The 14,029-nt window shown below is 69.8% G+C and carries 13 protein-coding genes; 5 read left to right on the forward strand and 8 right to left on the reverse strand.

Annotation, left to right across the window (positions count from 1 at the left end):
• Window positions 1-8 precede the first annotated feature (8 nt).
• Window positions 9-743 (reverse strand): beta-phosphoglucomutase family hydrolase, encoded by a 735-nt coding sequence (locus ABW16_RS21220; protein WP_047321177.1) that lies wholly within the window; start codon window positions 741-743, stop codon window positions 9-11.
• Window positions 744-832: 89 nt separating this feature from the next.
• Between ABW16_RS21220 and guaA the strand changes: the two genes are divergently transcribed.
• Window positions 833-2,386: a glutamine-hydrolyzing GMP synthase gene (gene guaA, locus ABW16_RS21225; protein ID WP_047321178.1), complete on the forward strand. Its 1,554-nt coding sequence runs from the start codon at window positions 833-835 to the stop codon at window positions 2,384-2,386.
• A 5-nt stretch (window positions 2,387-2,391) separates the two neighbouring features.
• Window positions 2,392-3,306, forward strand: coding sequence for a phytanoyl-CoA dioxygenase family protein (locus ABW16_RS21230; protein WP_047321179.1), 915 nt, complete (start codon window positions 2,392-2,394; stop codon window positions 3,304-3,306).
• Window positions 3,307-3,320: 14 nt separating this feature from the next.
• Here the strand turns inward: ABW16_RS21230 and ABW16_RS21235 are convergent, their stop codons facing one another.
• Window positions 3,321-3,923 carry a TetR/AcrR family transcriptional regulator gene (locus ABW16_RS21235; protein WP_047321180.1) on the reverse strand — a complete coding sequence of 201 codons (603 nt, stop codon included), beginning with the start codon at window positions 3,921-3,923 and terminating at the stop codon, window positions 3,321-3,323.
• The gene (locus ABW16_RS21240; RefSeq protein WP_047321181.1) at window positions 3,901-4,755 is read right to left on the reverse strand and encodes an oxygenase MpaB family protein; all 855 of its coding nucleotides are present in this window, start codon (window positions 4,753-4,755) and stop codon (window positions 3,901-3,903) included. Before ABW16_RS21240 ends, ABW16_RS21235 begins: the two co-directional genes overlap by 23 nt.
• 195 nt (window positions 4,756-4,950) lie before the next feature.
• Here ABW16_RS21240 and ABW16_RS21245 point away from each other — a divergent pair, with 195 nt between their 5' ends.
• Together ABW16_RS21245 and ABW16_RS21250 are read left to right on the forward strand one after the other, a co-directional pair.
• Window positions 4,951-5,655, forward strand: a complete 705-nt coding sequence (locus ABW16_RS21245) for a hypothetical protein (protein WP_047321200.1) — start codon at window positions 4,951-4,953, stop codon at window positions 5,653-5,655.
• Between the two features lie 11 nt (window positions 5,656-5,666).
• Entirely contained in the window at window positions 5,667-7,262 is a 1,596-nt protein-coding gene (locus ABW16_RS21250; RefSeq protein ID WP_082134263.1) for a DNA polymerase Y family protein, read from the forward strand.
• Between the two features lie 9 nt (window positions 7,263-7,271).
• Here ABW16_RS21250 and ABW16_RS21255 read toward each other — a convergent pair whose 3' ends face one another.
• From ABW16_RS21255 to ABW16_RS21270, 4 genes are read right to left on the reverse strand one after another with little or no spacing between them, the layout of a single operon-like run.
• Complete coding sequence (locus ABW16_RS21255; RefSeq protein WP_047321183.1) at window positions 7,272-8,282, reverse strand: nucleoside hydrolase; 1,011 nt, start codon at window positions 8,280-8,282, stop codon at window positions 7,272-7,274.
• Window positions 8,283-8,292: 10 nt separating this feature from the next.
• The gene (locus tag ABW16_RS21260) at window positions 8,293-10,332 is read right to left on the reverse strand and encodes an SDR family oxidoreductase (RefSeq protein WP_047321184.1); all 2,040 of its coding nucleotides are present in this window, start codon (window positions 10,330-10,332) and stop codon (window positions 8,293-8,295) included.
• 31 nt (window positions 10,333-10,363) lie between these two features.
• Window positions 10,364-11,029: a TMEM175 family protein gene (locus ABW16_RS21265; protein ID WP_047321185.1), complete on the reverse strand. Its 666-nt coding sequence runs from the start codon at window positions 11,027-11,029 to the stop codon at window positions 10,364-10,366.
• Window positions 11,030-11,041: 12 nt separating this feature from the next.
• A complete protein-coding gene (locus ABW16_RS21270; RefSeq protein ID WP_047321186.1) occupies window positions 11,042-11,749 on the reverse strand; it encodes a histidine phosphatase family protein in 708 nt (235 codons plus the stop codon).
• Between the two features lie 89 nt (window positions 11,750-11,838).
• Here ABW16_RS21270 and ABW16_RS21275 point away from each other — a divergent pair, with 89 nt between their 5' ends.
• Window positions 11,839-12,708 (forward strand): MaoC/PaaZ C-terminal domain-containing protein, encoded by an 870-nt coding sequence (locus ABW16_RS21275; RefSeq protein WP_047321187.1) that lies wholly within the window; start codon window positions 11,839-11,841, stop codon window positions 12,706-12,708.
• A 174-nt stretch (window positions 12,709-12,882) separates the two neighbouring features.
• On the opposite strand, the gene otsB is transcribed toward ABW16_RS21275, so the two are convergent.
• Window positions 12,883-14,016 carry a trehalose-phosphatase gene (gene otsB / locus ABW16_RS21280; protein WP_047321201.1) on the reverse strand — a complete coding sequence of 378 codons (1,134 nt, stop codon included), beginning with the start codon at window positions 14,014-14,016 and terminating at the stop codon, window positions 12,883-12,885.
• Window positions 14,017-14,029: the final 13 nt, after the last annotated feature.

Genomic DNA, 14,029 nt, shown 5'->3' on the forward strand with positions numbered 1-14,029 from the left:
GCCCGCTTTCACAACAGTTCCTCCAGATCGGTGACGACGACGTCGGCGCCGTGGCTCAGCAGGTCATCGCGCTGGCCCACCCGGTCGACGCCCACCACGAAGCCGAACCCGCCGGCTCGACCGGCCGCCACGCCTGCGAGCGCATCCTCGAACACTGCGGCCGCGGCGGGGGCGACACCGAGCAGCTGCGCCGCCCGCAGGAACGAATCCGGTGCGGGCTTGCCCGCGATGTGTTCGGTGCGCAGCGTCACGCCGTCGACTCGCTCGCCGATGAACTTGTCCAGACCGGTGCGCGCCAGGACTTCACCGGCGTTGGCGCTGGCCGACACCACCGCGGTGGCCAGGCCGGCGCCGGTGACCGCCGCCAGGTAGCGCCGGGACCCCTCGAACACCTCCACCCCGTCGGCCTGCAGTGTCACCTGGAACGCCTGGTTCTTGCGGTTGCCCAGACCGTGCACGGTTTCGGCGTCGGGCGGGTCGTCGTCGGCACCGTCGGGCAGCGTGATGCCGCGGCTGGCCAGAAATGAGCGCACCCCGTCGTCGCGTTTCCGGCCGTCGACGAAGCGCCGGTAATCGTCTTCCGGGTCGAACGGCACGAACGGTTCGCCGGTGAGTTCGGCGCGCGCCGACAGGTAGGCATCGAACATGGCCTTCCAGGCGCGAGTGTGCACGCTTGCGGTGTCAGTGAGCACTCCGTCGAGGTCGAACAGGCAGGCACGCACCGTTTCGGGCAGACCCAGCACATGTTCTCCTTCTTCTGGGGCGGTGTGCCTCTACTTCACCATGCCCGCCGTTGGTCCGGCCGACTTTTGCCGCCACTAGACTCTTTGCGGTGTCGTCACCATCGTCTCGCCCCGTCTTGGTCATCGACTTCGGCGCGCAGTACGCCCAATTGATCGCCCGCCGGGTCCGCGAGGCACGGGTGTTCTCCGAGGTGGTCCCGCACACCGCGACCGTCGAAGAGATCAAAGCCCGTGATCCACTGGCGATCGTGCTGTCCGGCGGGCCGGCCAGCGTCTACGCCGAGGGCGCCCCGCGGCTCGATCCGGCGCTGTTCGACCTCGACATTCCGGTGTTCGGCATCTGCTACGGCTTCCAGGCCATGGCCGCCGCGCTCGGCGGCACCGTCGAGCACACCGGGACCAGTGAGTACGGCCGCACCGAACTGACGGTGACCGGCGGAGAACTCCACTCGGGCCTGCCGGGCACCCAGCCGGTGTGGATGAGCCACGGCGACGCCGTGACCGTTGCGCCGGACGGGTTCACCGTGGTGGCCGGCACCGCGGGTGCCCCGGTGGCCGCGTTCGAGAACCGCGCCCGCCGGCTGGCCGGGGTGCAGTACCACCCCGAGGTGATCCACACCCCCTACGGGCAGCGGGTGCTCAGCCGGTTCCTGCATGAGTTCGCCGGCATCGACGCCGCCTGGACGCCCGCCAGCATCGCCGAGGCGCTGATCGAGCAGGTGCGCGAACAGATCGGCGACGGCCACGCCATCTGCGGACTGTCCGGCGGCGTGGACTCCGCGGTGGCCGCGGCGCTGGTGCAGCGCGCCATCGGTGACCGGCTGACGTGTGTGTTCGTCGACCATGGGCTGCTGCGCGCCGGGGAACGCGAGCAGGTGCAGAACGACTTCGTCTCCGCCACCGGCGCGAAGCTGGTCACTGTAGACGCCGAAGCGGTCTTCCTCGACGCGCTGTCGGGGGTGTCCGATCCCGAGGGCAAACGAAAGATCATCGGGCGCCAGTTCATCCGGGCTTTCGAGGGTGCGGTGCGAGACACCTTGGGAGACCACGATGTCGAGTTCCTGGTGCAGGGCACGCTGTATCCGGACGTGGTGGAATCCGGTGGGGGCGCCGGCACCGCGAACATCAAGAGTCACCACAACGTCGGCGGGTTGCCCGACGACCTGAAGTTCAGCCTCGTCGAACCGCTGCGGCTGCTGTTCAAAGACGAGGTGCGCGCGGTCGGGCGCGAGTTGGGACTGCCGGAGGAGATCGTTGCCCGCCAACCGTTCCCGGGCCCCGGGCTGGGCATCCGGATCGTCGGCGAGGTCACCGGCCCGCGGCTGGCGACGCTGCGTCAGGCCGACGCGATAGCCCGCGAGGAGTTGACCGCAGCCGGTCTGGACCACCAGATCTGGCAGTGCCCGGTGGTGCTGCTGGCCGATGTCCGGTCGGTGGGTGTGCAGGGCGACGGCCGCACCTACGGCCATCCGGTCGTGCTGCGGCCGGTGTCCAGTGAGGACGCCATGACCGCCGACTGGACCCGGGTGCCCTACGAAGTGCTGGAGCGGATCTCAACTCGGATAACCAATGAGGTTCCCGAGGTCAACCGCGTAGTGTTGGATGTCACCAGCAAACCACCCGGCACTATTGAGTGGGAGTAGTCACGATGATCGCTGCGCTTTCGGCGGCCGACGTTGCGCGTCGCGAATTCTGGGCGCAACTGTGCCCGGGGATGTCGATAGAAGCCGGGGGCGCCCGCCCATCGGCGGCGGTCGGCGAGCTCGATACCCAGCTGGCCAACTTGAAGCGCGAGGGCTACGTCCAGGTCCCCGACGCCTTCCCGGAAGCGGTCGTCGCCCCCATTCGCACGGGTGTGTCGACGCTGTACCAACGAGGAATCCCGCTGGCTTTCGCCTTCGTCTACGACGAGTTGTGGCTGGCTTTCCAGGGACTTTCGGAGTTCCTCGCCAGCGTGATGGGTGAGGGCTATCGGGCGTTGCCCGACTTCTGGGTCTGGCACGTCAACCCCAGCGACAACTCCATCGGCTGGGGACCACATCGGGACAAGTTGATCAACACCCTCGACGGCGACAACTCGCCCCGGACACTGACCGTGTGGCTCCCGTTCACCGATGCCACCACGCTCAACGGATGCATGTACATGCTGCCCGCCCATCTCGATGATCGTTTTGTTCAGCGGCGATGGGACGGGCCGGACAACGCGATCGTCCACAATCTGCAGGACATTCGGGCGCTGCCCGCCACGGCCGGCACCATGTTCGCCTGGAACCAGGCAGTGCTGCATTGGGGTGGGCGCGGCAGCCGCCTGGGAGCCGCGCCGCGGATCAGCGCCGCTTTCGAGTTTCAGCGCTCCGACTGCGCCCCGTTCAACAGCCCGTTGCTGGATCCGGGCCGTACGCCGACGTTCACCGAGCGGCTCGGGCTGATCGGCAAACAGGTGCTGCAATATCGCCACATGTATCCGCTGTCCGCTGAGATCGAGGCTATCGCCACTGTGCTCGCGGAGCGGTACATGCCTGAGGTGGCCGCCTCGATGGGGGTTGCCGCCGCGGCGCTCTGACGGGCGTGCTGTCCCTACACCGGCATGCTGCGCAGCGCCGCGGGAAGACTGGGCAGGAAATGCACGGTCGCGAACGTGCGGATGTCTTCGACGGAATCCAGCGGGTCGCGCGACGGCAATAACAGTGCCATCGCCGCGTATCGCAGGATGGTGTCGGCCAATTCGGTGACCACCTGCGGGCCGATGCGCTCGGCGAACCCGGCCGGGAAGATCACCTGCAGGGCTTCGGACATCCGGTCCACGATCGCACCGTAGTGCTGTCGGGAGAGCTCCAGCGCCAGCGCCGGCTCATCGGTGATCATCCGGTTGAGCACTCGATGCCGGCGGAACTGCATGATCGCGGAGGTGAATGCCTCGACATAGTAGTTCGACTGGGCGCCAGAGTTTTTCAGCTCGGCGGCGATATCGGCGTAGAGCGCGGCGTTCTCCCGGTCGATGACCGCGGCGACCAGCTCGTCGCGGCCGGCGAACCGGCGGTAGATGGTGGTGCGGCTGACTCCGGCGCGGCGAGCGACGTCGTCGAGCGCGACCCGCCGGAAGCCGTGCTGCTCGAACTCGACGACCGCGGCATCGAGGATGGCGGTGGTCGCCGGGTCAGACCCGGGTGTAGCCGGCATAGGCGAATTTGTTGTAGCGCAGTCGCATCGGCAAATGATCCCACGCCCAGTTGACCGGCCGTGACCGGCAGACCGCGGCGAACCGCTGATAGCGCCGTTCCTGTCGATCACTCCATGGCAGACCCAGTTGGGCGCGGGTGCTCGGCGGCATGCCGCCGGTGGTGAGAAACGCCGCGAGCGGATTGAAGACTGTCGCGATCGCCCGCCACAGCGTCGGCGGCACCCCCTTGGGGCAGGGGAAGCCCTTGGTGACATAGCCGACGCCGTACTTGGCGGTCGGGTGGTCGACGAGAACCTTGTCCAGCATCCGATTCCAGTAGCGCTCGAACTCGGCGTAGTCGGCCGGCATCGCCCGGTCGCTGACACCGTAGCGGCGATACCAGGTCTTCGATTCGAGGTAGATCCGCTCCTTCTCGGCGGGGGTCAGCCGCTTGACGAAGGTGTCGGCGAAGTACAGCACCTGCTCGACGAAGGTGGCGTGCGCCCAGAAGTAGGTCTCGGGATCCAGGGCGTGGTACCGGTTTCCGTCCGGCATCGTGCCCTTGATGTTGACGTGGAAGTCGCGCACCTGTTGGCCGGGGTTGTCGGACTCGGCGCCGTAGACGGTCATGAAGATCGGCGGCAGCGAACGTTTGACGCGGGCGGCGGTGTCGGTGAAGAACACCGAGTGGTCCAGCACGCCCTGGCCGAGCTCGGCGAGCATGTTCTGCAGCACGGCGGGCCGCGGCCCGATCAAGAACATCCGGTTGTCGCCGAAGTAGCGCCATACCAGGGACTGCGGTCCCAACGGGAGCACATCGGTAGCCGCGTCGGTCTCCACGGACTGGGTCATGCGGAACAGTGTTACATATTTTGAACTGTGTACCAACCCTTCGGTCTGGCGGCCTTTGGCGCGGTGCTGATGGGGCGCGCGAGGCCGTTGTTGCGCCGCCGGGAGATCCGGCTTGACGGTTGTCGGTGGGGGAGTGTTCACTCGGGGTCAATCGAACATAGTTTCGAACATATGCGAGTTTTTCCGGAGGCGATCATGACGGCGGCGGTGGACTTGGGGCAACGTCATAACTCCGGAGGAAATCGCGCCGACCAGCTGGAACAGCTGCGTCGGCAGATGGCGGCAGTGTCGGGCAAGGTGGGTGCGGGCCGGCGGGGGTCCGCACCGTCGGCCGCGGCGGCCCCGGTTTTCGAGGCAGCGCTGCCGGTCCCGTCGCTGCTGGCCGGGGTGTTGCCCGCCGGACTGCCGCGCGGCACGGTGGCGGTGCTCTCGGGGGCCCGCTCACTGATGCTGAACATGGTGGCCACGGTGACGGCGGCCGGCGGCAACACGGCCATCGTCGGTCAACCGGACCTCGGGCTGCTGGCCGCCTCCGAGATGGGCGCCGACCTGAGCCGGCTCGCGGTGATCCCCGACCCCGGCAACGACCCGGTGGAGGTGGCCACGGTGCTGATGGACGGCATGGACCTGGTGGTGCTCGGCCTGGGCGGCCGATCGGTGCCGCCGGCGCGCACCCGGGTGGTGCTGGCCCGCGCCCGCCACCGTGGCTGCGCCCTGCTGGTCTCCGGCGGCACCTGGCAGGGCACGGCGCTGCAGCTGGACGCCCGGGTGAGCGGCTACGAGACCATAGGCGACAAGATGACGGGCTGCGGCGCCATCTCCGGCTTTGGGCGGATCGGCGCGGTGCGGCTCGAGGTGCGGGCCGCCGGACGCGCGGCCGGGCGAACCAGAGCCGGGTAGCGAGCCTTCTCATGGCCGACCCTCGAGTACTGGCGCTCTGGTGCATGGACTGGCCCGCGGTCGCCGCGGCGGCCGCGGCGGGATTGCCGGCCACCGCGCCGGTTGCGGTCACCCTGGCCAACCGGGTGATCGCCTGTTCTGCGGGCGCCCGTGCGGCGGGGGTGCGGCGCGGGCTGCGGCGCCGAGAAGCGGCGGCCCGCTGCCCGGCACTGCATGTGGTGGCCGCCGACACCGATCGCGACGCCCGGCTGTTCGAGCCGGTCCTGGCTGCGGTCGACGACCTGATACCGGCCGCCGAGGTGTTGCGGCCCGGACTGCTGGTGGTGTCGGTGCGCGGTGCGGTGCGGGCCTTCGGCTCCGAGGAGCAAGCCGCCGAACGTCTCGTCGACGCAGTGGCCGCGGCCGATGTCGAATGCCAGGTCGGGATCGCCGGCGGGCTCTCCACCGCGGTGCTCGCCGCACGTGCCGGCGCCGTGGTGCCACCCGGGGGAGACGCCCGATTCCTGTCCGGGCTGTCGATCCGGCAGCTGGCCGCCGAGCCCAGCCTGTCCGGACCCGGACGTGACGGCCTGATCGACCTGTTGTGGCGCTTGGGTATTCGGACCATCGGGCAATTCGCTGCGCTACCACGCCCGGATGTCACCTCGCGGTTCGGTCCCGACGCGCTCACCGCGCACCGGTTCGCCCGCGCCGAGCCGGAACGTGGGCCGTCCGGGCGGGAGCCCACGCCGGATCTCGATGCCGAGCTGCACTGCGATCCGCCGATCGACCGGGTCGACGCCGCGGCGTTCGCCGGCCGCTCGCTGGCCGGTGTGCTGCACCGCACGCTGATGGCCGCCGGGGTCGGGTGCACCCGGCTGGCCATTCACGCCGTCACCGAAACCGGGGAAGAGCTGACCCGGGTGTGGCGGTGCGCCGAGCCGTTGACCGAGGACGCCACCGCGGATCGGGTGCGCTGGCAGCTCGACGGCTGGCTGAACAGCCGCGTAGCCGGAGACCGGCCCACCGGCCCGGTGACGCTGTTGCGGCTGGAGCCGGTGGAGGTGCTCTCGGCGACCGAGGCGCTGCAGCTACCGCTGTGGGGCGGTCTGGGCGAGGAAGACCGGTTGCGTGCCCGCCGCGCCCTGGTACGGGTGCAGGGCCTGCTCGGCCCCGAAGCGGTGCGGGTGCCGGTGCTCTCCGGCGGCCGCGGCCCCGCGGAGCGCATCACCCTGACCCCGCTGGGGGATGAGCCGGTGCCGATGGCTGACCCGCGCCAGCCGTGGCCCGGCCGGCTCCCCGAACCCTCGCCGGCGGTACTACTCGACGACCCGGTGGAACTGCTTGACGCCGAACGCAATCCGATCCGGGTGACCGGCCGTGGACTCTTCTCCGCCGACCCGGCGTGGCTGGTCGCCCGGGGCCGCGACGACCGGCTGCGCTGGTGGGCCGGGCCCTGGTCGGTCGACGAACGCTGGTGGGACCCGCAGCGGGAGGGGCCGGGATCGGGGCGCACCGCCCGGGTTCAGGCGCTGCTGGAGGACTCGCCGGGGAGCGCAGCGCCCGGCCAGGCGCTGTTGCTGTGCTATCGGCTGCGGCGGTGGTATCTGGAGGGGGTGTACGAGTGAACCGGGCTATCAGCCCAGCCGGCCGGCGAATGCGCCGACCCGCTGCACGAACCGGTCGAAGAACACCGCCGGGTCGACTCCGACGCCGATCAGCGCGTTGGGATGGCGCGCGTCCCAGTCGGGGATCGTCCGCCCGCGCGCCGCCCCGGGCGCGAGCTCGACCCTGAGTGCAGCCGGGCGGGTCGTCACCAGTTCGGGTTCCAGTGCGACCGCCGCGGCCAGCGGGTCGTGCAGATACGCCAGGTAGCCGTGGCCCCGCGCCTCGTGTGCCTCGAAATAGAACCGCAGCGCGTCGTTCAGCATCCGGACCACCGGGTTCATGCGGCGGTTCCAGCTTCGCCTCTCCTTCGTCGAGCCTCGCTGAACCACCGGGTTGTCAGCCGGCGCGGCCAGCCGCGCCAGGATCGCCGGCGTGATCGCGATATGTCGGGTCAGATCCAGACCGCACACGATCGGGAGCCGTTGCGGCGCAACCGCTCCCCACGCCGTGAACACCTCAGCGGCTGCCTCCGGGTCGAATCCGATGTTGAACTCGGCCCAGCCGGACCGCTCGCCTTCGAAGGCGCCGCCCATGATCACCAGCCGACGCACCAGCGTGGGCAGTGCGGGTTCGGCTCGCAGCGTCAATGCCAGGTTGGTCAGCGGGCCGGTGGCCAACCCGATCAGCTGCCCCGGATGTTCCCGCGCGGCGGCGACCCAGGCCGCGGCGGCGTCGTATCCGGTGAGCTGCCCGGTGCCGGGCGGCAATTCGGCATATCCCAGTCCCTGGGGCCCGTGCAGAGTCTCCGCGGTGTGGACCGGGCCGTTCAGCGGCGCGTCGGCGCCCTGGGACACCGGGACTCCGGATGCCCCGCACAGCTCCAACAGGGCCAGGTTGTTGCGGCAGACCTGCTGCACCGCAACGTTTCCGCCGGTTGCCGCGATCCCGACAAGTTCGGCCTCCGGGCTGGACAGCAGGTACACCAGCGCGACCGCGTCGTCGACGCCGGTGTCGAAGTCGGCGAAGACGGGCGGCGTCACGGGCGCAGGTTCACCAGTACACGCCCGGAACCAACCGCACCGCCCGCTTGACCGGGCGGGGCACCCGCACCCGGGTGATCGCCCGTACCGGCCGCTTCGGGCGGCGCCGAGCCGGTCGCGCCGCAACGGGCGCAACGGCTGCAACGGTGTCACTGGGCGCCACACCGCGCGCCGCGGGCGAGTCGGGGTAGCCCAGGTAGACCTGGTGCAGAACCCGGCGCGCCAGCCCGGGGGTGATGTAGTTGCCGGTCTCGGCCAGGGTGCCCAGCGGGGTGTCGATCCGGTCCGGCTTCTCTACCAGGCCACGCACCACCATGGCCGCCGCGTGCTCGGCGCTGATCGCCCCGACCGGCAGATGCTTTCGCGACGGCGCGATCATCGGAGTGGCCACCAGCGGCATATGGATGGTGGTGAACGTGATGTGGTCCGACAGCGTCTCGGTCGACACCACGTCGGCGAACGCGTCCAGCGCCGCCTTGGTGGGCACGTACGCGCTGTAGCGGGGGCTGTTGGCCAGCACCCCTTCGCTGGAGACGTTGACGACGTGGCCGAATCGCCGTTCCCGCCAGTGCGGTAGCAAGGCCAGCACCATCCGCACCGCACCGAAGTAGTTGACCGCCATCGTGCGTTCGTAGTCGTGTAGCCGGTCGGTGGAGTTGGTCACCGAGCGGCGGATCGACCGGCCGGCGTTGTTCACCAGGTAGTCGACGTGCTCGAACCGGCCCAGGATGTCCTTGACGGTGTGCTCCACCGACGCCGAGTCGGTGACGTCACAAGTGAACGCATACGCCTGCCCACCGGCGGCTCGGATCTCGGCCACCAGCTCGTCGAGCGCCGAGCCACTGCGGGCCAGCGCGAAGACCGTGCCGCCGCGCTCGGCCACGGCGACCGCCGAGGCCCGGCCGATGCCGCTGGAGGCCCCGGTGATGATGACGTGCCGCCCGACCAGCGGCCCGGCCGGATCGTCGCGGCGGGCCCGGTCGGGATCCAGGTGCGCCGCCCAGTACCGCCACAGTCTCGGCGCGTAGTCGGCGAACTCGGGTAGCCGAACGCCCGTGCCCTGCAGCGCCGCGCGGGTGGCGTCGGCGACGAACGTCGGCCGCAGGTTCACCAGGTCGAGCACCTCGGCGGGTAGACCCAGCTGGGTGGCCATCATGTTGCGCCACACCCGGGCTCGTCCGCGGACATTGAGCACCGGCGCCGCCACGGAACCGGGCAGCGTGGCGCGCAGCGGCGGAAGCCCGGCTTCGCGAGCGACGGCCCGGTAGATGTCGGGCAGCCCGATGGATCGCGGTGCGGTGAGGTGGAAGGTGCGCCCGTCGTACCCCTCGGCGTGCATCAGCTCGATCAGCGCATCGGCGACGTAGTCGACCGGAACGACGTTGGTGCGTCCGGTGTGGGGCAGCGCCATCGGGGTGAGCCGGGGCAGGGCCGCCAGCTTGGCCAGCAGCGGAAAGAAGTAGTACGGCCCGTCGACCTTGTCCATCTCGCCGGTGCGGGAATCGCCCACCACCACCGCCGGGCGGTACACCCGGTAGCGCAGTCCCGGTGTCGAGCGCACCAGCGCTTCGGCCTCGAACTTGGTCTGGTGATAGGGGGTCGGCAGCTCCTGGCCGATGTCGAAGTCGTCTTCGGTGAACTCGCCGGCGTAGTTGCCGGCCACCGCGATCGACGACACGTGCGACAAGGTGGCGTCGAGTCGCTTTGCCAGTCCGATCACCGCGCGAGTGCCCTCGACGTTGGCCGCCTGCTGCTCGGCCGCGCCGGCGGTGATGTCGTAGATGGCCGCGCAGTGCAGCACATGGTCGATGTCGCCGAGTTCGGCGAGCACCGTGTCGTTCAGCCCGAGATTCTCCGCTGTCAGGTCGCCGACCAGCGGTTTGACCCGTTCGCCCCACGCCTGGCCGTGCGGAGAGGCGAGGGCTTCGAAGCGGCCCAGCGAGGCGCGGCGCACCAGCACCCACACCTGCGCATCCGGCCTGGTCTCCAGCAGACGCGACACCGCCCGCCGCCCAATAAACCCGGTACCGCCGGTAACGACATAACGCATGCGGTCATGGTGGTCGCTCGGGTCGGCTACGTCAATGGTGAGTTGAGTCTCGCCGTCCGATGCCCGGGATGTTGATCGCGTAGAAGGCCGGCATCACGACGAAAACCGCCAGCGCGACCATCGGCGACCACACCACGCCGATCACGCCCGCCACCAGATAGGCGACGATCCCGGTCAGCGACCGAAACCGTTGGGCGGCGAACACGCGCGGATCCGCCTGGTCGGCGACCAGCTGCTCGGGGCATCGGCTGACCTGGTCGAACAGCAGCAGCCAACTCGCGCACATGGCCGCCAGAATGCCGGCGTACAGGGCCACCGCGGTACGCGCGTCGGGGGTGTCGGCGCCGTCGATGAACGCGCGGGAGAGCACCGCGGTCGGAAACGGGATGAGCGCCGTGGTGAACAGCAGCGCGATGTTGGCCAGGTGTACACCCTTGTCGACCTGTTTGATCGCGGTGAACGCCTGGTGGTGGTTGAGCCAGATCACCGCGACGTAGCCGAACGACGCGACGTAGCCGAGATAAGCCGGCCACTGCCGGATCAGCGCATCCAGCAGCTGTCCGGGGGCGTGCTCGGGTGCTTTGAGGTCGAGCACCAGCAGGGTCACCGCGATCGCGAAGACACCGTCGCTGAACGCCTCCACTCGTCCCGTGTCGGTCAAGCCGGCCGGAGCATCGGAGCCGTCAGACGTGCTCATCGGCGCCTGGCGTCAGAACGCGCGAATCCCGTCCCAGTCCACCAGTTTCCAGCCGGTGGCCGGGTTGCCGGTGATCACCACCTTGCCGAGGTTGGGCAGCGGATGGTCGGTCAACAGCTCGTCACGGGGATTCTTGACGTTCATCAGCGTCCAGGTCATGATCGACGCCCCGTGCGCGAACGCCACCGGGTTGGCGTCGCCGGCGTCGTAGATCTGCTGGACCGCGGCGCCGAACTCGTCGTTGAACTGGTTGCCGTCGATCGAGCCGGGGATGGCCGTGGTCCGCTCACCGTGAATCCAGGCCAGCGGAGCCAGCAGATACGCCGCGTCCACCATGGACCCGGGCTTGTCGCCGAACCAGCCGGCGCTGATCTCCCGCAGGCCGGGCAGCACCTGCACCTGACGGCCGAGTTCGCGCGCCAGCGGGGCGGCGGTCTGCTGGGCGCGCAGCATCGAGGAGGCGTAGACGCCGTCGTAGTGGTTGCGCGAGAGCTGATTTGCGATCTCCTGGGCTTGAACGCGGCCCTTGTCGGTCAGCCCAGGGCCGGGCACCGAGGTGTCGATGATCCCGGCGGCGTTGCTTTCCGATTCGGCGTGCCGGATCAGTGTCAGGGTGATGTTGCGCGGGTGCGGCGTCCCCGAACAGCCGCCGAGCACCAGGACTGCGGCCAGCGCCGCCGCCAACATTGCGAATACGGTTCCCCAAGTGCGCTTCCCCATGGCGACAGCCTGCCGTGTTGATGGCGCCGGCGGGGCCGGTTCTGCTGAAATGGTGGGGCCAATCCGTCCGAGGTGAATGAGGAGAATTCGTGGCACTGGACCCGACAGCCATCGGCGTTACCACCGACCCCGTGCGGTTCGAATGGACCGATCGCGAGACCATGCTCTATGCGCTCGGAGTCGGCGCCGGAACAGCGGACCTGGCGTTCACCACCGAGAACAGCCACGACATTCCCCAGCAGGTGCTGCCCACCTACGCCGTCATCTGCTGCATGGGCTTCGCGGCCGTCGGCAAGATCGGCACGTTCAATCCGGCGCTGCTGCTGCACGGCTCCCAAGAGGTGCGCCTCTTCGCGCCGCTGCCGCCCGCCGGAAGCCTGCAGGTGGTGGCCGAGGTGGCCGACATCCAGGACAAGGGCGAGGGTAAGAACGCTGTCGTGATGCTGCGGGCGCGCGGCACCGATTCGAAGACCTCCGAGCCCGTCGTCGAGACGCTGACCACCCTGGTCATCCGCAAGGCCGGCGGCTTCGGCGGGGAACCCGGGCAACGGGCGGTCGCGCCGCAGATCCCGGACGCGCAACCGGATTCACGCATCTCGTATGTGACCCGGGAGGACCAGGCGCTGCTGTATCGGCTCTCCGGTGACCGCAACCCGCTGCACAGCGACCCGTGGTTCGCCACCACACTGGCCGGCTTCCCCAAGCCGATCCTGCACGGGCTGTGCACCTACGGTTTCGCCGGTCGTGCGCTGGTCGCCGAACTCGGCGGCGGCGACGCCAGCCGGGTCAGCGCCATCTCGGCACGGTTCACCGACCCGGTGTTCCCGGGGGAGACGCTGACCACCTGGATCTGGCGGACCGAGCCGGGCAAGGCGGTGTTCCGCACCGAGGCCGCCGGTCCCGACGGCGCCAACCCGCGAGTGGTGCTCGACGACGGTGCGGCGGAGTACCGGGACTAAAGGCTTGCGCGCCGGGTGCCCCCGGCTTGGCTGTTCTGGCCAGGTAGGCACCGTTCGCGAAGGTGCGCAGTTGTACGTCAAACCGCGGCGTGTCGCGTGCAGACGCGCACGCTCGGCTGGTGAGGGTGAGGGTGAGGGTGAGGGTGAGGGTGAGAATGAGAATGAGGGTGAGGGTCAGCCGGCGGCCAGGCGCTCGGCCAACCGCGCGGTGAACTCGGCCGCCTGCGCCGGGCTGTCCAGGGCGTAACGGGCGGCGGTAGCGCGGTCGCCGTCGTCGTTGTGCCGCACGATGATTCCGATGCCGCCCAGTTCAGCGACCGCGTCGAACGCGTCCTCGTCGGTGATGTCGTCGCCGAGGAACAGCGGGGTCCTCACCCCCGTCATCCGATCCAGCAGCCAGCGCAGCGTGCGGCCCTTGTCCCAGTCGATTTCGGGGCGCAGCTCGATCACCTCGCGCCCGGTCGTGACCCGCAGCCCGCGGCGCCGACCGGTATCACGCACCGCCGCCAGCACCTCGCCGACCCGATCCCGGGCGACGTTGCGGTAGTGCACGGCGACGGCGAAGCGCTTGTGTTCCACCATGATTCCCGGGATCGCACCAAGCTGCTCGGTCAGTGAACCGGCCGCGGCGGCCAGCACCAGCACCGCATCGACCGCGGCGTCGTTCTGGTGGTGGGCGCCGTCCGGCCCGATCAGCTCGAAGCCGTGGCTGCCCGCATACCAGATCCCGTCCAGCCCCACCCGGGCCCGCACGTCGGCCAGGTCCCGGCCGGACAGCACCGCGACCGGGCATTGGGCGGCCAACGCGGCCAACGCATCCACCGCGCCGGCCACCGGCCGGGCCGCGTCGGGATCGTCGACGATGTCCGAGAGGGTCCCGTCGAAATCGAAGAACACCGCCGGGTGATCGAGATCGCGCAACTTCGCAGCGGTCATCGCATCCGGCAGGGCCGACATCGGCCGATCTCCGGTACGCACCTGCACCGCGCTCGGATCGTCCACCGCCACGTCACCGCCGTCGCACGCCACGCCGATCACCAGGGCGAATCCGGCACTGCGAGCGGCGGTTACACCCGATTCGGAGTCGGTGAGCACTACGCAGCGGCCCGGCCGCACCGCCAACCCGGCGGCGGCGGAAACCAGTTCGTCGCCGGAACCGTCGGAGCTGTTGGAGGCCGCCGCAGCCACCCGCACGCCGGCTTGTTGCAGCCGCTCGGTCAGGGCCTTGGCCAGTGCTTCAGTGTCGGCATTACCGTCGAGGCGCAACAGCACCGCGTCATGCCGGCGCGGGTCGATCGTGACCGACATGCCAACCATGTCC

It is taken from the genome of Mycolicibacter heraklionensis (assembly GCF_001021505.1).
GTDB classification, from domain to species: Bacteria; Actinomycetota; Actinomycetes; order Mycobacteriales; family Mycobacteriaceae; genus Mycobacterium; species Mycobacterium heraklionense.